We start from the raw sequence: 21174 nt of genomic DNA, 5'->3' as shown, positions 1-21174 counted from the left end.
CATAATGCCCGAGGTAACCCTCGGCGGTGTTCCCCTCTGGGGGGGGCCCCCGGGGGGGCCCCCCCCCCCCCACCACCGGCTGGGGGGCTATCGCTGAGCGAGGGCTCAGTTGGCGAGCGCGGCCACGCCCGCCTGGGCGAACTTCTCGTCCAGGTCGCCGGACGGGGCGCCCGCGACGCCGATGCCCGCGATGGGCGCGCCCTTGGCGGTGACCGGGGCGCCGCCCGCGAGGAAGAGGGTGCCGGGGATGTCCTTCAGGTTCGGCGCCTGGGCGAGGCGGCCGGCGAGGACGGAGGTCGGGGCGTTCCACGAGACGGCGGTGTACGCCTTCTTCTCGGCGGACTCGTAGGACTGCGGGCCGGCGCCGTCGCCGCGCAGGGTCACGAGGGTGTTGCCGTTGCGGTCGACGACGGCGACGGAGACGCGCTGGTTCTCCTTCTCGGCGGCGTCCAGCGTCGCCTGCGCGGCCTTCGTCGCGGCCTCGATCGTCAGGTGCGTCGACTGCTGGAGGTTGTCGTTGCCGGCGTCGGCCCGGACGACGGCGGCGGGGGCGGCGGCCGGGGCGGAGGCGTTCGCGGAGACCGCGCCGAAGGTACCGGCGGCGACGACAGCGGCGGCGGTGGCACCGAAGAGGATCTTCTTCATGAGGAACTCCGTGAGGTGAGGAGGCGGGGAGGACTGCGAGTCCGGGAGGGCGGGGAGGACTGCGAGTCCGGGAGGGCGAGGAGGCGGTTCGTTCGTTCGCTCTGCCATCCATCCTGTGGCCGGAACCGAGGCCTTTCGGTCCACGGTCCGGCTGCCCTCCTCACGCACACTGGAGGACGCCCGGGTCAGCCGATCGGCTGATGCCGGTCTGGTCCCTCCGGGCCAGGATGGACAGATATCCCCAGGTCAGCGACGCATGCCGGAGAGAAGGGAAGGCAGGCAGGTGACACAGCCGCCCACCGAGCAGGACCCGGACGCCCCCTGGCTCGCACGCGTCATGCACATCGCGTTCTTCCTCCTCCTCGGCGCCTCCCTCGTCCGCTTCCTGCTGCGCCACCCCTGGGAGGACCGCAGCCCCTGGATCGTCGCCCTCTCCGGCGCCCTCGCCTCCCTGTACCTCCTCGGCCCCGTCCTCGGCACCCGCGCCGCCCCGCGCCGGATCGCCTGGCTGGGCACGGTCGTCGCCGTCTGGATCGTCCTCGTCGTCCTCGCGCCCAGCTTCGCCTGGTGCGCGGTCCCGCTCTTCTACACGGGTCTGCGCACCCTCCGGCCGCGTGCCGCGCTCGGCCTCGTCGTCCTGCTCACCGCCTTCGTCGTCTTCGCGCAGGTGCAGCTCGCCCACGGCGGCTGGGACCCGAACCTGATCGTCGCGCCGCCGGCCGTCGCCGCCATCGCCACCGGGGTGTTCGTGCACTCCGACCGGCAGGCCGCACGGCAGCGGGCGCTCATCCACGACCTGATCCGCACCCGGCGCGAACTGGCCGCCATCGAGCGCCGCGAGGGCACCCTCGCCGAGCGCCAGCGGCTCTCCATGGAGATCCACGACACCCTCGCGCAGGGCCTGTCCAGCCAGCAGATGCTGCTCCAGGCGGCGGACCGCACCTGGGACAGCGACCCCGGCACCGCCCGGCGCCATGTCCGTACCGCCGAGTCCATCGCCGAGCGCAACCTCGCCGAGGCCCGCCGCTTCGTCCACGATCTCGCCCCCGCCGACCTCGCCGAGGGCGGCGGCCTCGAAGAGGCCCTGCGCGGCCTGGCGGCCCGCGAGTCGGCGGAGTTCCGGGTGGACGGGGCCGCGGTGCCGCTGCCCGACCGGACGCAGTCGGCGCTCCTGCGGATCGCGCAGGGCGCCCTCGCCAACATCCGCGAGCACGCGGGCGCCGAGTCCGCCGCCCTGACCCTCACGTACCTCGACGACCAGGTGGTCCTGGACATCGCCGACGACGGCCACGGCTTCGACCCGGCGCTCGCGCGCGACGCGGGCGAGCGCGGCGACCGGGGCCACGGGCTGCCCGCGATGCGGGTGCGGGCCCAGCAGCTAGGGGGCACGCTGACGGTCGAGTCCACCCCGGGCGAGGGCACGGTGCTCTCGGCCGCGATCCCCCTGACCCCGTGACCCCGTAGCCCCGTGACCCCATGACCCCGCGCCCCCGTGCCCCCGTGCCCCCTTGAACCACCTGACCCCTTGACCCGCTGCCCCCTGACCCCCGCCATCCCCTGACCACCGCCATCCCGCTGCCCCCTCGCTCCTGGAGTCGTGATGTCCGTACGGATCCTCCTCTGCGACGACCACGTCGTCGTCCGCGCCGGGCTGCTCGCCCTCCTCGGCAGCACCCCCGACATCGAGGTCGTCGGCGAGGCCGGCAGCGGCGAGGAGGCCGTCGCCCTGGCGGCCAAGCTGAAGCCCGACGTCGTCCTCATGGACCTCCAGCTCGGCCCGGGCATCGACGGCGTGGAGGCGACCCGCCTCATCGCGCCCACCGGCGTCCACGTCCTCGTCCTCACCACGTACGACACCGACGCCGACATCACCCGGGCCATCGAGGCGGGCGCCACCGGTTACCTCCTGAAGGCCGAACGGCCCGAGGAGCTCTTCGCCGCCATCCACTCCGCCGCGCAGGGCCGCACCGCCCTCTCGCCGCCGGTCGCGAGCCGGGTCATGGACCGGATGCGGGGCGCGGCGGGCCCGAGCCTCACCGACCGGGAACGGGACATCCTCGGGCAGCTCGGCCGCGGCCTCGGGAACCGGGAGATCGCGCGGGCGCTGTTCATCAGCGAGGCGACGGTGAAGACGCACCTCGGCCGGATCTACGCGAAGCTCGGCGTCGACACGCGCTCGGGCGCCGTGGCGGTCGCGAAGGAACGCCGCCTGCTGCCGTAGCGCTTCCCGATTCCGTAGCGCTTCCTGCCTCCGTAGCGCTTCCCACCTCCGTAGGCGCTTCCTACCTCAGTAGCGCTTCCTGCCTCCGAGACACGAGCCTCACTGCTACCGTGCGTTGCTGTCCGAACGCACGGTGTCACATCTCTCTCCGTGGGAGCGCACGTGAAGCTCGCCATCGTCGGCGGCGGCCCCGCCGGCCTCTACCTCTCGATCCTGCTGAAGCGGCAGGACCCGTCCCACGACATCGCCGTGTACGAACGGAACCCCGCGGGCTCCACGTACGGCTGGGGCGTCACCTACTGGGCCGGGCTCCTCGACAGGCTGCGCGCGGGCGACCCCGAGTCCGCCGCGGCCGTCGCCGAGGCCTCCGTCACCTGGACCGACGGCGTCGCGATCGTCCGCGACGAGCGGACCGTCCACCGCGGCGACGCCGGATTCGGCATCGGGCGGCGGCGGATGCTCGCGCTCCTCGCCGACCGGGCCGAGGAGCTCGGCGTACGGGTCGCCTTCGAGCACGACGTGACCGGGCGGGACGCGCCCGAACTCGCCGACGCGGACCTGGTCGTCGCCGCCGACGGCGTCAACAGCGTGCTGCGCGAGGCACACGCGGACCACTTCGGCAGCGAGGTCACCGCGGGCCGCAACCAGTACATCTGGCTCGGCACCACCAAGGTCTTCGACTCCTTCAGCTTCGCCTTCAAGGAGACCGAGCACGGCTGGATCTGGTGCTACGCCTACGGGTTCAGCGGCGAGCGCTCCACCTGCGTCGTCGAGTGCTCCCCCGAGACCTGGACGGGCCTCGGCCTCGACACGAGCGGCGAGACCGACAGCCTGCGCCTCCTGGAGAAGCTCTTCCACGACCTCCTCGACGGACACGAGCTGATCGGGCGGGAGCGGGCCGACGACGCCGCCCAGTGGCTCACCTTCCGCACCCTCACCAACCGGGTCTGGCACCGCGGCAATCTGGTCCTCCTCGGCGACGCCGCCCACACCACGCACTACTCGATCGGCGCGGGCACCACCCTGGCCCTGGAGGACGCGCTCGCCCTCGCGGACGCCCTGCGCGCACCCGAGGCGCTGCGCACCCCCGCCGGCCTCGACACCGCCCTCACCACGTACGGGAAGCGCCGCCGCGCCGAGCTCGTCTCGGCCCAGAGCGCGGCCCGGTACAGCGCCCAGTGGTACGAGAACCTGCCCCGCTACATGCGGCTGGAGCCGGCGCAGATGTTCGCGCTCCTCGGCCAGCGCCACTCGCCGCTGCTCCCGCACGTTCCGCCGCAGCTGTACTACCGGATCGACCGGGCCGCCGGGCAACTGGAGCCCCTGCGCCGCCTCAAGCGCTGGCTGGGCCCCCGCGTCGCCCGCGCGGTCCACGGCCGCCGCTGAGCCCGCCCCTGGTCGCGCGTCACACGTCCCGGCGGTGGACCGCGATCAGGGCCACCGCCACCGCGCCCAGCGACCAGGCCGCGTACACGGTCCACGCCCCGGCCGTCGTCCACGGGTAGTCCACCGGCACCGGCGACTCCCCCACCTGTGTGAGCCGCCGCCACGCGCCCTGGGGCAGGGCGTGCAGGAACGTCGCCGACCAGCGGCTCCGGTCGTCGACGAGCGCGGGCAGCAGGAGCAGGACACCGGTGACGGTGACGATCGTCGTCGACGTGTGCCGCAGGAGCGCCCCGAGGCCGAAGCCGACGAGCGCGCACACCGGGGCGAGCAGGGCGGACGCGGCGACGGCGGCGGGCACGCCCGGGTAGTCGATCGGCATGCCGACGCCCCGGCCGGAGAGCACGGCCTGCGTGGCGGCGAAGGAGACGGCGGCGACGAGGACGCCGTACACGAGCATGACGCCCGTGAGGACCAGCGTCTTCGCGGCGGTCACGGCCCGCCGGTCGGGGACGGCCGCGAAGGTCGTACGGATCTGGCCGGTGCCGTACTCGCCGACGATCACGAGCGCGCCGATGGAGCCGGCCGCGAGCATGAACACCATGGCCCCGCCCAGCGTGAAGGCGTCCCGCATCGCCCAGATGGGCACGAACAGGTCGCGGATGCCCTGCGCGTAGTGCGGGTAGTTCCGGTAGTCGGCGAAGGTCGCGTTGAGGTTGACGGCGAGCACGGCGAACGCGCCGACGCCGAAGGCCCAAGGGGTGGAGCGCAGGGACCACAGCTTCATCCACTCGGCGGCGAGCAGATCACGGAAGCGGGCGCTCATCGGTTTTCTCCCTTCTTCTGGAACTCGACGCTGTCGGCGGTGAGTTCCATGAACGCGTCTTCCAGGGAGGAGGCCCGGAAGGTCAGTTCGGCGAGCGCGGTGCCGTCCCGGAAGGCGAGCACGCCGATCCGGTCCGTGCCCATCCCGGTCACGGTGAACGCCCCGCCCGCCCCGTCCGGGGGCCGTACGCTCGCCCCCTCGCGAGTCAGGGCGGCGGCGAGGCCCGGCGCCGCGGCCGGGTCGGCGGTCCGTACGGTCACCCCGCCGCCGGAGCCGCGCGCGGCGAACTCCGCCAGGCTCTCCGCGGCGATCAGCGTGCCGCGGCCGATGACCACGAGGTCGTCGGCGGTGTGCTCCATCTCGCTCATGAGATGGCTGGAGACGAACACCGTGCGCCCCTCGGCGGCGAGCCGCCGGAACAGGTCGCGCGCCCACAGCACGCCCTCCGGGTCGAGGCCGTTGACCGGCTCGTCGAAGAGCAGGACGGGCGGGTCGCCGAGCAGGGCGGCGGCGATCCCGAGCCGCTGGCGCATGCCGAGGGAGTAGCCGCCGATCCGGCGCCGGGCCGCGTCGGCGAGCCCCACCTCGTCGAGGACCTCGCCGACCCGGCGGCGCGGGATGCCGTTGGTGCGGGCGAGGGCGGCCAGGTGGGCGTCGGCGGTCCTGCCGCCGTGCACGTCGTGCGCGTCGAGCAACGCGCCGACGTGCCGCAGCCCCCGCGGCAGGTCCCGAAACCGCCGCCCGTCGACGGTCGCGGTCCCGGAGGTGGGCTCGTTCAACCCCAGGATCAGCCGCAGAGTCGTGGACTTCCCGGCCCCGTTGGGCCCCAGAAACCCGGTCACCCGCCCAGGCCGCACACGGAAACTGAGCCCGTCGACGGCTGCACGACCGCCGCGGGCGGGGCCGCGACGGTCGCGGGCGGAGCCCGGACCGTCGAGGCCGGAGGCGGGGCCGCCTCGGCCGGAGACGGAGCCACCTCGGGCGGAGGCCCGGTCACCTCCGGCGAAGGCCCGGTCGCCTCCGGCGAAGGCCCGGTCGTCCCCGGCGAAGGCGGGGCCACCCCGGGCGGAGGCCCGGTCACCTCCGGCGAAGGCCCGGTCGTCCCCGGCGTAGGCCGGGCCGCCCCCGCCGGAGACCCGGCGGGTCTGGCCGGGGGCCGAGCCCTCACCACCGGAGCCCACACCGCCCCAGGCGGAGGCCGAGCCCTCCCCGGCGGAGGCCGCACCGCCCCCGGCGCAGGCCGGGCCGTCCCCTCCGGAGCCCGGGCCGTCCCCTCCGGAGCCCCGGCCGTCCCCTCCGGAGCTCGGGTCGTCGTCTCCGCTGCCCGCGCGGCGGGCGAACAGGCGGTTCACGGGGCCGAAGGCGCCGGCCACCGGGCCCGAAGGGCCGATTCGGCGGCGGTCGTGGCCGTAACGTTTGGTCAGTTCTCGGACTTCGATCACCCGGCCAACGGTGCCGGGACGGCACCCCCGCCGGCATCGGCCCGCCGGCCACAAACGGGCCGGTGGGGTGGCCCGGGGGCGTACGCCCGGAGGCCGATGCCCGGTCCCCCTCCCCCTGCCTACGATCGGGCCATGCCCGCCACCGCAGCCGCCACCACCACGACCGCCGCCTCTCCTTCCGCCGCCACCCCGGCCGAGCGCGCGTCGGCGGTCCTGGCGTGGTGTGTGGCCGCCGCCCACCCCTTCGTCCTCTTCTTCGGCGTGCAGGCCGGGCCGTTCCGCTCGACGGAGCTCCGTCTCTTCCTCACCACCGTCGGCATCGGCATGCTCCTGCCCCTGGCGCGGCGGAGACCGGAGGCGGCGCTCGGGCTGCTCCTCGTCGGGCTGTTCGCGGCGGCGACCACCTGGCCGGCCCCCGAGCTGCTGTACTTCCCCGTCCTCGCCGCCGACGCCTGCGTCGGGTGGCTGACCGTCCGGCGCCCGCTCCGGGGCGCGGTGCCCGCCGCCCTGGCGACGCTCGCCGTGCAGCTCGGGGCGGCGACGTACACCACCTCCGGCCGGAACGTCTTCGTCACCACGGCCCTGGCCCTCGCCCTCGCCCTCCTCACCGCCGGGCTGCTCGGCCGTTCGGTACGCGAGCGGCGCGCCCACGCGACCGAGCTGCGGGCGCGGTCGGAGGCGGAGGCCGTCACCGCCGAGCGGCTGCGGATCGCCCGCGAGCTGCACGACGTCGTCGCGCACAGCATCGGCGTCATCGCCATCCAGGCGGGCGTCGGCCGCCGGGTCATCGACACCCAGCCCGCCGAGGCCCGCAACGCGCTCGCCACCATCGAGACCACCAGCCGTGAGACCCTCGCCGGTCTGCGCCGCACCCTGGGCGCGCTCAGGACCTCCACGAAGGACACCCCGGGGCACGCCCCCGGGCACGCGTCCTCCCCCGCGCACGCACCCGCCCCCGCACCGCTCGAACCCGCGCCGGGCCTCGCCGATCTGGACCGGCTCGTCGCGTCCACGGCCGACGCGGGCGTACGGGTCGAGGTGCGGCGGCTCGGCGCCCCCGGCCGCCCGTTGCCACCGGAGGTCGACCTCGCCGCGTACCGGATCGTGCAGGAGTCGCTGACGAACGTCGTACGCCACGCGTCGACGCCCGCCTGCCGGGTGACCGTGGACCGGAGCGAGGACACCCTGCTCGTCGAGATCACCGACGACGGCCCGCCGAAGAACACCCCCGACACAGGCGCCGACACCGAGCACGGACACGGACACGGATACGGCATCGTCGGCATGCGCGAGCGAGCCGCACTCCTCCGCGGCCGCTTCTCCGCGGGCCCCCGCCCGGGAGGCGGCTTCCACGTGACGGCCGCACTGCCCCTGCCGCTGCCGCTGCCCCAGGAAGGCCCCCGCACGCCATGACCCTGCCGATCCCGCCGACCCCGCCGACCCCGCCGATCCGCATCCTCCTCGTCGACGACCAGCCCCTGGTCCGGGCGGGCCTGCGCGTCCTGATGGCCGACAGCCCCGACCTCGCGGTCGTCGGCGAGGCCGGCACCGGCACGGACGCGGTCCAGCTTGCCCGCGACCTCCGGCCCGACGTGGTCGTGATGGACGTCCGGATGCCCGGCATGGACGGCATCGAGGCCACCCGGCTCGTCACCGCGGGCCCCGGCGCGCCCCGGGTCCTCGTCCTCACGACCTTCGACGACGACGAGTACGTGTACGGTGCGCTCCGCTCCGGGGCGAGCGGCTTCCTGGTCAAGGACATGGCCCTGGACGACATCCTCGCGGCGATCCGCGTGGTCGCCGCCGGGGACGCCCTGATCGCGCCGGCCGTCACGCGCCGCCTGATCGAGGAGTTCGCGGCCCGCCCCGAACCGGGCCCGTCGCCCGCCGCCGCCCGGTGCCGTCCGCTCACCGGTGTGACGGCGCGGGAGCGGGAGGTGCTCGTCCTCGTCGGCCGCGGCCTGTCCAATGGCGAGATCGCGGAACGGCTCCACATCAGCGCGGCCACCGCCAAGGCGCACGTCGCCCGGCTCCTCAGCAAGCTGGACGCACGCGACCGGGTGCAGCTCGTGGTCCTCGCGTACGAGGCGGGCCTGGTGCCGTGACACCATCGGTCCCGTGCTCGACATCGGCTACTCCCTCTCCCGTCGCTTCCCCGACCCTCCGCAGACCGACTACCGCCGCGCGGACGTCCACGCGCTGCGCCACGACCTCTTCTGCGGGGACGTCTACCTCGCCGACACCGAGGCCGACCGCGAGGTGTCCACAGCCTGGGGATGGGTCCCGGTCCTCGACTTCGCCTGGGCCCTGTGCGACATCGTCGAGCAGCTCGACCAGGACCCGCGCGGCAGCCGCGCCGCACAGCCGCAGTACGCGGAGCTCGACTTCACCGAGTCCTCGGACCGGATGCTCTTCGAGCGCCGCTTCGGCTGGGTCGACGTCGAGGCCGACTGGATGCCGGGCGACGAGCCGCCGGTCACCTTCAACCACGCCGAACTGCGCCGCGAGGCCCGCGACTTCCTGCACGACCTGATCGCCGACCTCACCGACATGCACGAGGGCCTCGGCGACAACCCGGCCGTCTGGTCCCTCCAGGCCCGCTTCCCCCGCCTCCCGTAGCGGGACCCCTCCTCACCCCTCCACCCGCACCCCCAGCCGGGCCGCGAGCACCGGCGCCAGGTCGAGGAGCTGCGCCGTCGAGATCACCGCGCCCGCCAGCGACTCCACCCCGCGCGCGATCTCCAGACGCTGCACGCCCCGCAGGTCCACGTCCTTCAGCCGCGCCCCGGAGAAGTCCGCCCCGGTCAGGACGCAGTCCACGAACTCGACCCTTTCGAGCACCGCACCCCCGAAGTCCGGCTCGCTCAGCACGCACCCCTCGAAGACGACGTCCTTCAGCTTCGCCGCCCGCAGGTTCAGGTAGTCGCACTTCCCACCCCGCACCACGACTCTCTCCAGCACCGCCCCGTGCAGCTGCACCCCGCCGAGCCGCGCGTCCACGAGCTCCACGTCCCGCAGCTGCGCCGCGGACAGGTCCGTGCCCACCCCCCGTACGCCGCTCAGCACCGAGTCGAGGAACCGCGCGCCCGTCAGCCGCGCCTCGTCGAGCCCGCACTCCCGCAGCGCGCAGTCCAGGAACCGCGCGCCCGCCCCCGACTGCCCCGCCAGGTCGAGGCCGGTCAGTTCGAGCCCGTCGTAGTCCCCGTCCGCCTCGATCCCGCCCTCGTACGCCACGAGGGGAGGCAGCCGCACCTCCGGCCGCCGCGCCCCCGCCACCTTTTTCTTCCTCGCCGTCACCATCCCCCCATAGTGATCCACGCCACTGACAACACCCCCGCCCCGATGTCACAAACGCGGCCCCGCCACCCGTCCCCCGTACAAGACCGAACAGCCACGGCGAGGGAGACGGACATGCGCAAGCTCACGATCATCGGCGGCGGCTTCGCGGGGCTCACCGCGGCGATCACCGCCGCCGAGGCCGGCGCCAAGGTGACCGTGCACGAGGCACACCGGACCCCCGGCGGCCGGGCCCGTACCGCCGAAGGCCCGTACGGCACCAACGAAGGCCCGCACGCCCTCTACGACGGCGGCCCCCACTGGACGTGGCTCAAGCAGCGCGGCCTCCTCGGCCCGCTCGCCCCACTGCCGCCCGCCGAGGCCCTCCGGCTCCGCTTCCACCGCGACGGCGCCCTGCGCCGCACCCCGCCGCTCGGCCTGCTGCGCCAGACCCTCCGGAGCGCCGAGCAGGCCCCCGTCGACCTGGACTTCCGTACGTGGGTCACCGGCCTCGCGGGCGAGCGGACCGCCCGCGAGGCCGCCGCCTACAGCGCGGTCGCCCTCTTCCACCACGACCCGGGCTCGCTGTCGGCCCGCTTCGTGCAGGAGCGCCTGCACCGGGCCGGCTCCCTGCCGCCCGAGGCGCACTACATCCGGGGCGGCTGGGGTCAGCTGATCGAACGGATGGTCGCGCGCGCCTGGGAGATGGGCGTACGGATCGAGACCTCGTCCCGCGTCGACAGCCTGCCGCTCGGCGACGGGCCGGTGGTCGTCGCCACCGCCCTGCCCGCCGCCGCCCGGCTCCTCGGCGACCCGTCGCTGACCTGGGAGAGCGGCCGCACGGTCCTGCTCGACCTGGCGCTGCGGACCCGGAAGGGCGACCCGTTCGCCGTCTCGGACCTGGACGCGCCCGGCTGGATCGAACGGTTCACTGCGCAGGACCCCTCGCTCGCCCCCGCCGGCCGACAGCTCGTCCAGGCCCAGCTGCCCATCGGCCCCGGCGAGTCCAAGGCGGACGGGGTCGCCCACGCCGAGCGGCTCCTCGACCGTGGCTTCCCCGGCTGGCGCGAGCGGACGGTGTGGCGGCGGGAGGCCGTGTCCCAGGGCCGTACGGGTGCGGTGGACCGGCCGGGCACCACCTGGCGCGACCGGCCGGCGGTCGACCGGGGCGACGGCGTGTACCTGGTGGGGGACCAGGTGGCGGCGCCCGGAGTGCTGTCGGAGGTGTCGTTCACGAGCGCGATCGAAGCGGTGTCGCTGGCCGTCCGCACGGAACTGCTTGACCTCAAGCGCGCTTGAGGTCAGAGGCTCTCCCTGTCAGACCACACGACCACCGCACCGCACCGCACCGCGACGACAGGGGACCCGCCATGCACGCCATCCGCCTCCACGCCTTCGGCCCCGCCGAGAACCTCACCTACGAGGAGACGACCGATCCCGTACCGGCCCCCGGCCAGGTCCGTATCCGTGTCGCGGCCGCCGGCGTGCACCTCCTCGACACCGCGCTGCGACTGGGTCACCCCGGCCCCTTCCCCGCCCCCGCCGAACTCCCCACGATCCCCGGCCGCGAGGTCGCCGGCACCGTCGACGCGCTCGGCGAGGGCACCGACCCGTCCTGGCTCGGCAAGCGGGTCGTCGCCCACCTCGGCATGGTCCTGGGGGCACCTCCGAGGCGAAGCTCTGGGGGAGGGTACGCGGAGCTCGCCGTCACCGACGCCGCCCGCCTGCACGCCCTGCCCGGGCACCTCGGCGAGGCGGAGGCCGTCGCCATGATCGGCACCGGCCGCACGACCCTGGGCATCCTCCAGTTCACGGAACTCGGCCCCGACTCGATCGCGATCGTCCCGGCGGCCGCGGGCGGCATCGGCACCCTGCTCGTCCAGTACGCGAAGAACGCCGGCGCGACCGTCGTCGGCCTCGCCGGCGGCCCCGCGAAGGTCGCGCTCGTCGAGGCGAACGGCGCCGACCTCGCCGTCGACTACAAGGAGCCGGACTGGCCGGAGAAGGTCCGCGCCCACCTCGGCGGGCGCTCCGCGACCGTCGTCTTCGACTCGGTCGGCGGCGACACCGGCCGCGCCGCCGTCGACCTCCTCGGCAAGGGCGGACAGCACGTGGTGTTCGGCTGGTCGAGCGCGGGCCTGCACGACGGCGAACCGCTGACGTTCACGCCGGAGGAACTCGCGGAGCGGGGCATCACCTCGGAGTCGGTCCTCGGCCCCGTCATGCTCCAGAAGGCGGGCGGCGACGTCCGCAACCTCGAACTCGCCGCCCTCGCCGCCGCGACCGACGGCAGCCTCCGCCCGGCGATCCACCGCTTCCCGCTGGCGGACGCGGCGAAGGCCCACCGCGCCCTGGAGACCCGGGGCACGACGGGCAAGGTGGTGCTGATCCCGTAAGAAGCACGGATCACGGACTCACCGACTCAGACACCGATGACGTCCCACGAATGCGCCTTGAACTCCTTCTGGAAGTCGGCGTGGTCCTCCCACATCCGGGCGGCGGAGCGCAGCACGTCCCAGTTGTGCTCAAGGGCCTGGTCGACCACGGGCCGCAGCTCCGGCGCCGACTCCCGCTTCTCCACGAGGCCCTTGACCGCCGAGGCGGCCTGCACGGTGTAGCGCAGGGCGCGCAGGGCCCGGGACGTGTCGTCCATCCCGAACCCGTGGTCCTTCCCGTTCGCGGGGTCGAAGAGGGGCGTCAGGCGCGCCTCGATGAAGTCGGTGATCCGCTGAAACCGCTGCTCGATATCGATATTCATGCCCCCTTCCTACAGCACGTCCTACAGCGCTCCCGCCCCACCACCACCGAGCTCCGACAGCGCCCCGTCCGTGAGGCGGTACACCGTCCACTCGTCCTGCGGGCGGGCGCCGAGGGACTCGTAGAAGTCGATCGACGGCTTGTTCCAGTTCAGGACGGACCACTCGAGGCGTTCGTAGCCGCGGTCCACGCAGATGCGGGCCAGCTCGCGCAGCAGGGCCTTGCCGTGGCCGCCGCCGCGCGCCTCCGGACGGACGTACAGGTCCTCCAGGTAGATGCCGTGGACACCGCGCCAGGTCGAGAAGTTGAGGAACCAGAGCGCGAAGCCGGCGACCTCGCCGGACTCCGTCTCCGCGATGTGGGCGAAGGCGGCGGGGCGCTCGCCGAAGAGGGCCTCGTGGAGCTGCTGAGGGGTCGTACGGACCTCGTGGAGGGCCTTCTCGTACTCCGCGAGGTCGCGGATCATGGCGAAGACGACGGGGACATCGGCGGGCGTGGCAGTACGGATCATGGGACCAGCCTGCCCCGGATCACGCCCTCCTGGCCAGCAGGATTCGCGCGAGCGCCACCTGCTCGCCGTCCAGGCCCGGCTCCCCGTCCTCGATGTCCCAGAGCCCGTTCTGCAGGACCCGGCCGAGCGTCCACGCCACCGCCCGCCGCCGGTCGCCGACGACCTCGGCCAGCAGGTCGAACCGCCACAGCATCTCGTCCGGATCGGGATCGAACCGGTCCATCAGCGCGGGCAGCAGATCGAACCCCGGATCCCCGGCCAGAGGCTTGGGGTCGATGGCCAGCCAGGGCTCCCGCTCGGCGGCGAGCACGTTGTCCAGGTGGAGGTCCCAGTGGAGCAGCCGGTCCCCCGGCTCGCCCGCCACGTCCCGTACGGCCGCCGCGCAGTCCCGCAGGACGGCCGCGTCGGCCGCGTCGAGCCGTGCGGCCGCCTCCGGTACGTCGGCGAGCATCCCGGCGGCGATGTCGCCGAGGGTCCGCAGCCCGTCGGGCGCCGGAACGGCCACGAGCCGGTCGAGCAGTCCCGCCACGATCCGCAGCGCCTCCCGGGTGTCGGCGACCGAGGACAGCGGCCGGGCGGCGTCGAGCCACTCGAGCAGCATGGTCCCGGTCCCGGCGTCGTGATCGAGCAGCCGCACCACGCCTGCCCCGTCCCAGACCCGCAGCCCGACGGGCTCCCCCTCGGTCTCGTCGTCCAGGATCTGCATCTTCAGCGCGGCGCGGGTGCCGTCCGCCACCCGCTCCACCGGCAGCACGAGCGAGGCCACCCCGTACATGGAGGGGCCGGTGACCCGCAGCCCCCAGCGGCCGAGGAACTCCTCGGCCCGCGCGGGCAGTCCGGCGACGAATGCCCGCCCCGCCTCACCGTTGTACTTGGCCTGCGAGCGCGCGAGTTCCTCAGGGACGTGAATCACGCACCGAGACTAGACACCGGCGTCGCTCAGCGCCTTCGAGAATGCGCCGGCGTCGTAGAGGGCGCCGGCGTCGTAGAGGGCGCCACCGCCGGGGAGCGCGGCCCCGTCGACGAGCACGGTCGGCGTACCGCCGGCGCCCGCGACCTCGAAGGCCTTCTCCGCGTCCGCGACCCACTGCTTGTACGGCACGCCGGGTCCTGCGTACGGGCGGGGGAGGGTCCTTCCGGAGCAACGAAATCCGCACGGGAACGACGCGGGAAGCAAGCGGGAACCACGCGGGAGGCGCACGGGAGCCGCACGGGAGCCGCCCGCTCGACCCCAGGCCGGGCCCCGCCGGGAAACCGCCGCCGAAGCACCCGTATCCACAGGCCCGAGGCCCCGGGTAACGTCCCGCCCACGCACCCGGCAGACGGACTGAGGAACGACACATGAGTACGGTCAACGGCGGCATCTCGTTCTGGTACGGGCAGGAGGGCGCCCCCGCCCCCCGCGAGCCGCTCCCCGGCGACACCACGGCCGACGTCTGCATCGTCGGCGGCGGTTACACGGGCCTGTGGACGGCCTACTACCTGAAGAAGGCCGTCCCGTTCCTCAACATCACGGTCCTCGAAGCCAAGTTCTGCGGCTACGGCGCCTCCGGACGCAACGGCGGCTGGCTCTACAACGGCATCGCGGGACGCGCCCGTTACGCCAGGCTCCACGGGCACGAGGCCGCCGTCCGCCTCCAGCAGGCCATGAACGCCACGGTCGACGAGGTCCTGGACGTCTGCGAGACGGAGAAGATCGAGGCCGACCAGCACCGCGGAGGAGTGCTCGAAGTAGCCGTTTCCCCCGCCCAACTGGCCCGTCTGAAGGAGTTCCACGCGACCGAGGCCGCCTTCGGCGAAAGGGACCGCGAACTCTACGGCGCCCGCGAGACGGCGGACCGGATCCGCGTCACCGGCGCCGTCGGCTCGTCCTGGACACCGCACGGCGCCCGCCTGCACCCGGTGAAACTCGTCAAGGGCCTGGCGGCGGCCGTGGAGTCCCTCGGCGTCACGATCCACGAGTCGACGCCGGTCACGGAGATCAAGCCGAAGCACGCGATCACCCCGTACGGCACGGTCCGCGCCCCGTACGTCCTGCGCTGCACCGAGGGCTTCACGGCCTCCCTCGCCGGCCAGCGCCGCACCTGGCTGCCGATGAACTCGTCGATGATCGCCACCGAGCCCCTCACGGACGCCCAGTGGGAGTCCATCGGCTGGGAGGGCCGCGAGACCCTCGGCGACATGGCGCACGCCTACATGTACGCGCAGCGCACGGCTGACGGCCGCATCGCGCTGGGCGGCCGGGGAGTCCCGTACCGCTACGGCTCGAAGACCGACAACGACGGCCGCACCCAGCCCCGGACGATCGAGGCCCTTCGCGACATCCTGGTCCGTTTCTTCCCGCAGCTCGCCGGCATCGGTGTCGACCACGCCTGGTCCGGCGTCCTCGGCGTCCCCCGCGACTGGTGCGCGACGGTCACGCTCGACCGCTCGACGGGCCTGGGCTGGGCCGGCGGCTACGTGGGCTCCGGCGTCGCCACCGCCAACCTGGCGGCCCGCACCCTCCGCGACCTGATCCAGCAGGACTCGGGCCAGTCGGGCCCCACGGACCTCACCGCACTGCCCTGGGTGAACCACAAGGTCCGCAAGTGGGAACCGGAGCCGCTGCGCTGGCTCGCGGTCCAGACGATGTACGCGGCGTTCCGAGGAGCGGACCGCCGCGAACTGACGGGCCACAGCGCGGAGACGGACCGCGTGGCGGTCCTGGCGGACAAGGTGACGGGCCGCCACTGACGGACGGAGGGGGGGCCGGGCCCGCGAAACTCGGGCCCGGCCCGGCCGGCCCCGACGAGCCTCTCCGTCGCCGACTCCCCGACTCCGCGATTCCGCGCCCTCCCGACTCCGCGACTCCCCACCCTCCCCGACTCCCCGCCCTCCCCCACCCCCCCGTCACTCCACTTGAATCCCGAAGTCCCCCACCAACTCCTCAAGGCCGCCCCGGTACCCCTTCCCGCCGAGGACGAAGTCCCAGTTGCCGCCGGTGCGCCGCCGGAAGGACCCGAGGACGAGGGCGGTCTCCCCGGGCCGCCCGTCGGACACCTCAAGGCGGTCGAGCTCGCCCCCGGAGTCGTCCCGCAGCCGGATCCCCGCGTCGGTGAAGGCGCCCAGATCGGCGTCGGGATTCACCTCCGGGTCCACCGCGGCCACCAGCACGAGCCGGTCGGCGCGGGCGGGGAGCGCGTCGAAGCCGACGCGTACGGCGGCGCGGTCGCCGGGAGCGGCGGCGACCATGGCCACCGAACCATCGGGTGTGGCGGGGTTGTTGAAGAAGACGAACCACTCGTCGCCGAGGACCTCATTGCCCGCGCAGACCAGTGCGCACACGTCAAGTGCGGCGGACCCCGACCACACCATGCCGAGCAGGTTGAAGTCGTCGTCGGCCTCGGCGGGCGCGGTCACGGCGGTTTCGGCGGGCCGGGCCGGCGCCGCCGCTCCACTCCCCAACCGTCCGCGCAGTCCGTGCTGATGAAGGAGGTCGACGAGCTCGACACCCGAAATCAGCGTCAACGGCTTGCCGTTGGCGAAGGCGTAGGACCCGGGCCCGAACTTCGAGGTCGTGACGAGCACGCCCTTGTTCGCGCCGGCGTCCTGCACGGTCCCGTAAAGATCGCGGACGGCGGTCGGCGGGACGGTGTTCCGGTAGCGCTTGACCTGGACGACGATCGAGCCGCCGCTGATCGGATCGGAATCCAGCGCCTCGACGTCGACGCCGCCGTCGTTGGAGCGGCGCGTGGTGACGGCCTGGAGCCCCCGGGCCCGGAACAGCTCGGCGACAAGGCCCTCGAAGGCGATCGGGTCCATGGCGAGGAGATCGGGCTCGTCCCCGTCCCCCTGCACCACGACATCCGAACCGACCTGCTCGGGCATGCGCAGCGGTGCCACGGCGACCCGCTCGTCGGGCTTGGCGGACAGCCGCCCGCCGAGGGCCCCGGTCAGGCACTCCACGGCCCCGACGAGCTCCAGGTTCAACCGGTCGAAGTCGCGCCGTCCCACGACGACGGTAGCGACGCACACCCGCCCGGCGAGCCCGGTGGCGGGATCGACCCCGCCCACGTACCCGTTGAGGGCGACGCTCTCCAGGACACCGCCGCGATCGGCGACGAACAACTCCCGCACGGCGAGGAGCACGCTCTGCGCGAGCACGTCCCGATAGAGGAGGCGCCGCTGGGCAACGGGCCGCGGCACCTCCTTGTCCTGGTCGGTACTCGGCAGGTACTTGACCCCCTTGGCGGCGGGTACGACCTCGTACGCGGGCAGGTCCCAGTCGAGGACGAACGTGCGCCCGGCAGGGTCGTAGGCGGCGGCAACCTCGCGCGGAAACCCCTCGGGCCAGGCGGTCGAGGCGAAGAGCACGGCCGAGAAGAACTCGACGACGGTCTCGGGCTCCCCCACCCGCAAGGCGTCGGCGGTCCCGGGGACGCCGTCGTTGTGCCGCCGGATCTCCACGATCCGCGCCGCGGCCCAGGAGTCGTACGCCCTCCGGTACGCGTCCAACTGCTCAAGGCGCCGGGCCTCGGCGGCCTGTGCCGCGTACCAGTCGCGCTCGAACCGCGCCCGCCCGCCGTGCTCCTGGTAGTAGCGCTGGTCCGGCATGGCCACGGGCACGCCCAACGCCCCGGGCGCGAACGGCGCCACGTCCTCACTCCGCCGCAACCCCTCCACCCCGAAGCCCGGAGCCCGGCACCCCGCGACGAGCAGCCCCTGGAGCTCGGCGACCCGCGCGTCCAGCTCGTGGGTCCGCCGCAGAGCGTCCTCGTCCCGATGCCGCCGATACGCGGCCCGCTGCTCCTTCTGCATCCGGGCGACATCCCGCTCGTACGCCCGCTGCGCCCCCTCCGCCTCCCTGCGCTGACGCAGCACGGCCTGCTGCTGCCCCTCACGCTCCCGCTGCGCAATCCGCTGCTGCTCGGCCCAGACCCCGATCAGCCCACCGGAACGCCGCCCCATCCGCACACCCCTCCCCGAACGCCACCTGTACGCCCCCGTAACGCACAAGTGTCCCGGACAAGCCCAACCCGGAACACAGGAACGCCGCAGCAGCTACGGTCCGGGTCGGAGCGCGAGCGCCCCGGCATGAGGCGCCGTCGACACCTGGTCACCCGTCCGCGCAAGAGCCCGTCTGGTAGTCGAGTCCTGGATCAGGCGGACCGCAATGCAGGATCGCGTCCCCTACCGGCCACATCGCGACGGGGACGTCGTAGCCGAGAAACACCCAGGGGTCACCCGCATCCCCCACCCGCGGCACCCCCGACTCCCCACCCCAGCCCAACCGTCCCTGACCGTCGCCGTAGATGTCACCCGTAGAAGCCGAAGACCCCAACCAAGATCGGTCGGGGGTCCTCGCCCTGGAGCCCCTGTCAGGTTCGAACCGACGACCCCCGCTTTACAAGAGAGGGTGGGCCATCATGGGCCCGAGCTGCGGGTTCGCTGGCTTGGTGCAGTGCGGCCATGTTGCCCGCTTCGTGCCCCGATTCCCCGTGGTTCCCCGCTCAACCTGGCACGGGTGTGGCACGGGATGCTGGGACGAGTCGATCAGGACACGGACTTCATCGTGTGGCCCAAGGCGACCAAACCGAGCCCGACCACGAACAGCGTTGCGCTGCCGAACCCGATGCACGAGACGAGCACCGCACCGGTTCCCCAGAGTCTTGGTTGCCGGACGTACCTTGGCAGCCGTCGGCCTGGCAGGCGTCCGAGAAGCAGAGCGTGGATGCCGAGCACAACCCCCGTGAGGCAGCCCCCACCGACGACCACAATCAGTGGCAGAAGCACCATCGCGAATGATGTTGACAAGGCTCTCTCCCTGCGGCCCACCAAGCTGCACTTGGTGCCTGACGGCCAGCTTAGAGCCGTAAGCAGCGGGGACAGAGGGCCCAGTGCTGCCCCTGCTGCCCACGGTCTTGAAAACCGTCGTGGCAGCGATGTCACCGTGGGTTCAAATCCCACACCCACCGCAGGTGAACGGCCCCTGACCAGGTAAGTCGGTCAGGGGCCGTCGTGTTGTTTGGTGCCCGCGACTGACCGTTGTTCCCTGATGCTCCCCGCTCGATCGGGCACGCCAGGGGCACGGACCCAGGAGAGCTACTCGTAGATCCGAGCGGCAGTCAGGGCACGAGCGAAGAACGTCCAGTCACCTTCGGAGGGCAGATCATGACCGAAGTTTCGGTACCACCCCGGGGAGGCATCGGTCCAGGCTTGCAGGGCCTCCAAGAACCCTTCCAGCGTTGCGTTCTCCCACTGCTGACTGTTGGCGGCGTGGTCTTCGCGAAGACGGGCTAGGAAGGCGCTGAAGGCCTCCCGATCGCCAAGATGATCGTCGGGTGCCAAGGGGCTCGTCATGGCACCCGATCCTAAGAGGGGCCTCCCAACGACACGCTCATCAGCCACGGTGATACCGGCACCGACGCGGAGCGACCACACCGGCCGGCACCACTTCGCGGCAGCAGCTGCTCCCCGCCCGCCCCTTCCCGGTGGTGCGGTCGCCTCACGCTCTCGTCATCCGTGACGGCGGGGGTACGGCGCCCGGCCCTACTCAGGCCTGGCAGTCGGCCGGCCATGCGCAAGAGGTAACCCCTCCCTGGCTGCTAGCCGTCTTTTGGTCGCCCGTTTTGGCCGCAGTCGGCGGCGCTCGTGGCTACGCGTGCCATGTGACAGTTGCCGCGCCTGAAACCCTGCTTCTGCTGCCCAACCACCCAAGCTGTCAGGCGTGCGGCCGGCGGCCGGGCTGGAGCGGGGCGTCAGACAGGAGCGCAGGCCCGACCGACGGGCCGCGCGCACCGCGCCGTGCGCGGCGAGTGCCTTGATGAGGTGGAGAAACCTGTAACAGCTCCCCCGTTGATCCTCGGCTATGCCGTGGTGAGTGCGTCGGCGATGGCTTGCATGTCCTCGGTGATGACGTCGGCCTGCGCCTCGACGAACTGCTCTGCCTTGTGGGGCTTGTTGGCGTAGCCGATCACCATTGCGCCTGCCGCGTGGGCCGCCTGGATGTCCGTGAGGGAGTCGCCGATCAGGGTGCAGCTCGTGACGTCGATGTGCATCTGCTCGGCTGCCCTGATGAGCGGGAAGGGGTTTGGCTTCATCAGGTGCGGCTGCTCGGAGGGCCGACCCACGATCTTCGTGACGTACTCCTCCAAGCCGTGGAGCCCCAGGAAGAGTCGTACGCACTCCGCAGAGTTGTTGCTCACCACCGCAACGCCTCGACCGGCCGAACATGCTGCCTGGAGTGCTTCGGCTGCTCCTGGCGTCGGCCGGCCTGCCACCGCGACGGCTCGGACCTCGGCGGCCGTGAGGGCCTGTTCGATCCTCTGGCCGAGTTCGGTGTCGGCCTCATGCGCGATGCGCAGCACCTCGATCGGGTCGTCCGTCTGAGCGGCCTTCGCGCCCGCGGCTGCATCCTGGGTGGAGAGGAGAGCAGTCAGCTCCTGTGCGACCTCGGGCGCCGGCAGTCCTGCGAACACGTCACACACAGGGCCGTCGAAGTCGAAGAGGATGACGCGGGCGTTCGCCAGGGTCTCGGTGAGCGGGTCAGCGTGCGTCAAGGTCGAAGTCCCTTCCGATGGTCTCCCAGACACTCTCGAACCACATCCGGGCTTGCTGGACCTGCTGGGTTCCGCTTGAGGACTCGCCCTCGTCGATCGAGAGGTGGAAGAGGATTGTGTCGATACCCATGAGATCGTAGATCTCGATCGTCTCGCCCTGGGCGAGAACCCTGTTGGGGCACATCGGGTAGTACCCGAAGAGCTTGAAGAACTGCGTGCCGCTGTGGACACGGACGTTGGTCCGCGTCTCGGCGACGAGGCCGAGGTGGCGCAGTTCTGTAATGGCATCCGAATGCTGCGGGTGTAGCCGACCATGATGTCGTGGTTGCGGTCCCGGAGCCGCTTGTCGTCGGCGCCATCCTCCATGCCATGCGCACAGGCGCGGCCTGCGGCACGGACATGTCAGGGACGAGTATCCGCATGATGATGCTCGACGGAGTGAGCCTGCCGATCCGGATCTTGTCGAGCGGCTCTCGAAGAGCACCATGCAGGGTCCTCCTCACCGCCTTCACCACGCTCCGCTTCGGCGAGCCATCCTCGCTCCGCCGCCGGCGTCCGGCCGGCCGCCTTCCCGG

General features: G+C 73.0%; 20 protein-coding genes, 1 tRNA gene and 1 pseudogene. 10 read left to right on the top strand and 12 right to left on the bottom strand.

Annotation, left to right across the window (positions count from 1 at the left end; genetic code table 11):
* Positions 1–105: 105 nt before the first annotated feature.
* Positions 106–645: a heme-binding protein gene (locus ACFWWU_RS08725; protein ID WP_384140997.1), complete on the bottom strand. Its 540-nt coding sequence runs from the start codon at positions 643–645 to the stop codon at positions 106–108.
* Between the two features lie 256 nt (positions 646–901).
* On the opposite strand from ACFWWU_RS08725, the gene ACFWWU_RS08720 reads away from it, so the two are divergent.
* The 3 genes from ACFWWU_RS08720 (at position 902) to ACFWWU_RS08710 (ending at position 4252) form a co-directional block, all read left to right on the top strand.
* Positions 902–2101 (top strand): sensor histidine kinase, encoded by a 1200-nt coding sequence (locus ACFWWU_RS08720; RefSeq protein WP_384140994.1) that lies wholly within the window; start codon positions 902–904, stop codon positions 2099–2101.
* 144 nt (positions 2102–2245) lie between these two features.
* Positions 2246–2866: a response regulator gene (locus ACFWWU_RS08715; RefSeq protein WP_384140991.1), complete on the top strand. Its 621-nt coding sequence runs from the start codon at positions 2246–2248 to the stop codon at positions 2864–2866.
* A gap of 162 nt (positions 2867–3028) precedes the next feature.
* Positions 3029–4252, top strand: a complete 1224-nt coding sequence (locus ACFWWU_RS08710) for an FAD-dependent monooxygenase (protein ID WP_384140988.1) — start codon at positions 3029–3031, stop codon at positions 4250–4252.
* A gap of 19 nt (positions 4253–4271) precedes the next feature.
* Here ACFWWU_RS08710 and ACFWWU_RS08705 read toward each other — a convergent pair whose 3' ends face one another.
* The gene (locus tag ACFWWU_RS08705; protein WP_384140985.1) at positions 4272–5075 is read right to left on the bottom strand and encodes an ABC transporter permease; all 804 of its coding nucleotides are present in this window, start codon (positions 5073–5075) and stop codon (positions 4272–4274) included.
* Positions 5072–5968, bottom strand: a pseudogene (locus ACFWWU_RS08700) (ATP-binding cassette domain-containing protein); the annotation flags it as partial. The gene ACFWWU_RS08705 and the pseudogene ACFWWU_RS08700, both read right to left, overlap by 4 nt.
* A 681-nt stretch (positions 5969–6649) precedes the next feature.
* On the opposite strand from ACFWWU_RS08700, the gene ACFWWU_RS08695 reads away from it, so the two are divergent.
* Genes ACFWWU_RS08695 through ACFWWU_RS08685 form a run of 3 tightly spaced genes read left to right on the top strand, consistent with a single transcriptional unit; the run spans position 6650 to position 9136 of the window.
* Positions 6650–7930: a sensor histidine kinase gene (locus tag ACFWWU_RS08695; RefSeq protein WP_384140982.1), complete on the top strand. Its 1281-nt coding sequence runs from the start codon at positions 6650–6652 to the stop codon at positions 7928–7930.
* Positions 7927–8622, top strand: coding sequence for a response regulator (locus ACFWWU_RS08690; RefSeq protein WP_384140979.1), 696 nt, complete (start codon positions 7927–7929; stop codon positions 8620–8622). Before ACFWWU_RS08695 ends, ACFWWU_RS08690 begins: the two co-directional genes overlap by 4 nt.
* Before the next feature lie 13 nt (positions 8623–8635).
* The gene (locus ACFWWU_RS08685) at positions 8636–9136 is read left to right on the top strand and encodes a hypothetical protein (protein ID WP_376411199.1); all 501 of its coding nucleotides are present in this window, start codon (positions 8636–8638) and stop codon (positions 9134–9136) included.
* A gap of 12 nt (positions 9137–9148) precedes the next feature.
* On the opposite strand, the gene ACFWWU_RS08680 is transcribed toward ACFWWU_RS08685, so the two are convergent.
* A complete protein-coding gene (locus tag ACFWWU_RS08680; RefSeq protein ID WP_384140976.1) occupies positions 9149–9817 on the bottom strand; it encodes a pentapeptide repeat-containing protein in 669 nt (222 codons plus the stop codon).
* Positions 9818–9928: 111 nt separating this feature from the next.
* Between ACFWWU_RS08680 and ACFWWU_RS08675 the strand changes: the two genes are divergently transcribed.
* Both ACFWWU_RS08675 and ACFWWU_RS08670 read left to right on the top strand, forming a co-directional pair.
* Positions 9929–11092, top strand: coding sequence for an FAD-dependent oxidoreductase (locus ACFWWU_RS08675; protein ID WP_384140973.1), 1164 nt, complete (start codon positions 9929–9931; stop codon positions 11090–11092).
* A gap of 71 nt (positions 11093–11163) precedes the next feature.
* Positions 11164–12189, top strand: a complete 1026-nt coding sequence (locus ACFWWU_RS08670) for a zinc-binding dehydrogenase (protein ID WP_384140970.1) — start codon at positions 11164–11166, stop codon at positions 12187–12189.
* Positions 12190–12215: 26 nt separating this feature from the next.
* On the opposite strand, the gene ACFWWU_RS08665 is transcribed toward ACFWWU_RS08670, so the two are convergent.
* Genes ACFWWU_RS08665 through ACFWWU_RS08650 form a run of 4 tightly spaced genes read right to left on the bottom strand, consistent with a single transcriptional unit; the run spans position 12216 to position 14163 of the window.
* Positions 12216–12551, bottom strand: a complete 336-nt coding sequence (locus tag ACFWWU_RS08665) for a hypothetical protein (RefSeq protein ID WP_384140967.1) — start codon at positions 12549–12551, stop codon at positions 12216–12218.
* Positions 12552–12572: 21 nt separating this feature from the next.
* Positions 12573–13061, bottom strand: coding sequence for a GNAT family N-acetyltransferase (locus tag ACFWWU_RS08660; RefSeq protein ID WP_384140964.1), 489 nt, complete (start codon positions 13059–13061; stop codon positions 12573–12575).
* Positions 13062–13080: 19 nt separating this feature from the next.
* The gene (locus ACFWWU_RS08655) at positions 13081–13974 is read right to left on the bottom strand and encodes an aminoglycoside phosphotransferase family protein (protein WP_384140960.1); all 894 of its coding nucleotides are present in this window, start codon (positions 13972–13974) and stop codon (positions 13081–13083) included.
* Positions 13975–13983: 9 nt separating this feature from the next.
* The gene (locus ACFWWU_RS08650) at positions 13984–14163 is read right to left on the bottom strand and encodes a hypothetical protein (RefSeq protein ID WP_384140957.1); all 180 of its coding nucleotides are present in this window, start codon (positions 14161–14163) and stop codon (positions 13984–13986) included.
* Positions 14164–14402: 239 nt separating this feature from the next.
* Between ACFWWU_RS08650 and ACFWWU_RS08645 the strand changes: the two genes are divergently transcribed.
* A complete protein-coding gene (locus ACFWWU_RS08645; RefSeq protein WP_384140954.1) occupies positions 14403–15794 on the top strand; it encodes an NAD(P)/FAD-dependent oxidoreductase in 1392 nt (463 codons plus the stop codon).
* Positions 15795–15950: 156 nt separating this feature from the next.
* On the opposite strand, the gene ACFWWU_RS08640 is transcribed toward ACFWWU_RS08645, so the two are convergent.
* Positions 15951–18008, bottom strand: coding sequence for a restriction endonuclease (locus tag ACFWWU_RS08640; RefSeq protein ID WP_384140951.1), 2058 nt, complete (start codon positions 18006–18008; stop codon positions 15951–15953).
* 911 nt (positions 18009–18919) lie between these two features.
* Between ACFWWU_RS08640 and ACFWWU_RS08635 the strand changes: the two genes are divergently transcribed.
* Positions 18920–19017: transfer RNA gene (locus ACFWWU_RS08635), tRNA-Ser, on the top strand.
* 125 nt (positions 19018–19142) lie between these two features.
* On the opposite strand, the gene ACFWWU_RS08630 is transcribed toward ACFWWU_RS08635, so the two are convergent.
* From ACFWWU_RS08630 to ACFWWU_RS08620, 3 genes are all read right to left on the bottom strand, one after another.
* Positions 19143–19400, bottom strand: coding sequence for a hypothetical protein (locus ACFWWU_RS08630; RefSeq protein ID WP_384140948.1), 258 nt, complete (start codon positions 19398–19400; stop codon positions 19143–19145).
* Positions 19401–19906: 506 nt separating this feature from the next.
* Positions 19907–20599 carry an HAD family hydrolase gene (locus tag ACFWWU_RS08625; protein WP_384140945.1) on the bottom strand — a complete coding sequence of 231 codons (693 nt, stop codon included), beginning with the start codon at positions 20597–20599 and terminating at the stop codon, positions 19907–19909.
* Complete coding sequence (locus tag ACFWWU_RS08620; RefSeq protein WP_384140942.1) at positions 20586–20783, bottom strand: hypothetical protein; 198 nt, start codon at positions 20781–20783, stop codon at positions 20586–20588. Before ACFWWU_RS08620 ends, ACFWWU_RS08625 begins: the two co-directional genes overlap by 14 nt.
* Between the last annotated feature and the right edge of the window lie 391 nt (positions 20784–21174).

This window comes from Streptomyces sp. NPDC058650 (assembly GCF_042717315.1).
Taxonomy (GTDB): Bacteria; Actinomycetota; Actinomycetes; order Streptomycetales; family Streptomycetaceae; genus Streptomyces.
Note: the sequence above shows the minus strand (reverse complement) of the source record. Positions and strands in the feature narration are given on the sequence as shown.

Excerpts from the sequence above, each read along its gene's own strand:
- ACFWWU_RS08695 (WP_384140982.1), top strand. The coding sequence starts at position 6,650 with ATGCCCGCCACCGCAGCCGCCACCACCACGACCGCCGCCTCTCCTTCC.
- ACFWWU_RS08665 (WP_384140967.1), bottom strand. The coding sequence starts at position 12,551 with ATGAATATCGATATCGAGCAGCGGTTTCAGCGGATCACCGACTTCATC.
- ACFWWU_RS08670 (WP_384140970.1), top strand. The coding sequence starts at position 11,164 with ATGCACGCCATCCGCCTCCACGCCTTCGGCCCCGCCGAGAACCTCACC.
- ACFWWU_RS08715 (WP_384140991.1), top strand. The coding sequence starts at position 2,246 with ATGTCCGTACGGATCCTCCTCTGCGACGACCACGTCGTCGTCCGCGCC.
- ACFWWU_RS08645 (WP_384140954.1), top strand. The coding sequence starts at position 14,403 with ATGAGTACGGTCAACGGCGGCATCTCGTTCTGGTACGGGCAGGAGGGC.
- ACFWWU_RS08620 (WP_384140942.1), bottom strand. The coding sequence starts at position 20,783 with ATGTGCCCCAACAGGGTTCTCGCCCAGGGCGAGACGATCGAGATCTAC.
- ACFWWU_RS08720 (WP_384140994.1), top strand. The coding sequence starts at position 902 with ATGCCGGAGAGAAGGGAAGGCAGGCAGGTGACACAGCCGCCCACCGAG.
- ACFWWU_RS08690 (WP_384140979.1), top strand. The coding sequence starts at position 7,927 with ATGACCCTGCCGATCCCGCCGACCCCGCCGACCCCGCCGATCCGCATC.
- ACFWWU_RS08705 (WP_384140985.1), bottom strand. The coding sequence starts at position 5,075 with ATGAGCGCCCGCTTCCGTGATCTGCTCGCCGCCGAGTGGATGAAGCTG.
- ACFWWU_RS08675 (WP_384140973.1), top strand. The coding sequence starts at position 9,929 with ATGCGCAAGCTCACGATCATCGGCGGCGGCTTCGCGGGGCTCACCGCG.
- ACFWWU_RS08660 (WP_384140964.1), bottom strand. The coding sequence starts at position 13,061 with ATGATCCGTACTGCCACGCCCGCCGATGTCCCCGTCGTCTTCGCCATG.
- ACFWWU_RS08630 (WP_384140948.1), bottom strand. The coding sequence starts at position 19,400 with ATGACGAGCCCCTTGGCACCCGACGATCATCTTGGCGATCGGGAGGCC.
- ACFWWU_RS08680 (WP_384140976.1), bottom strand. The coding sequence starts at position 9,817 with ATGGTGACGGCGAGGAAGAAAAAGGTGGCGGGGGCGCGGCGGCCGGAG.
- ACFWWU_RS08725 (WP_384140997.1), bottom strand. The coding sequence starts at position 645 with ATGAAGAAGATCCTCTTCGGTGCCACCGCCGCCGCTGTCGTCGCCGCC.
- ACFWWU_RS08640 (WP_384140951.1), bottom strand. The coding sequence starts at position 18,008 with ATGGGGCGGCGTTCCGGTGGGCTGATCGGGGTCTGGGCCGAGCAGCAG.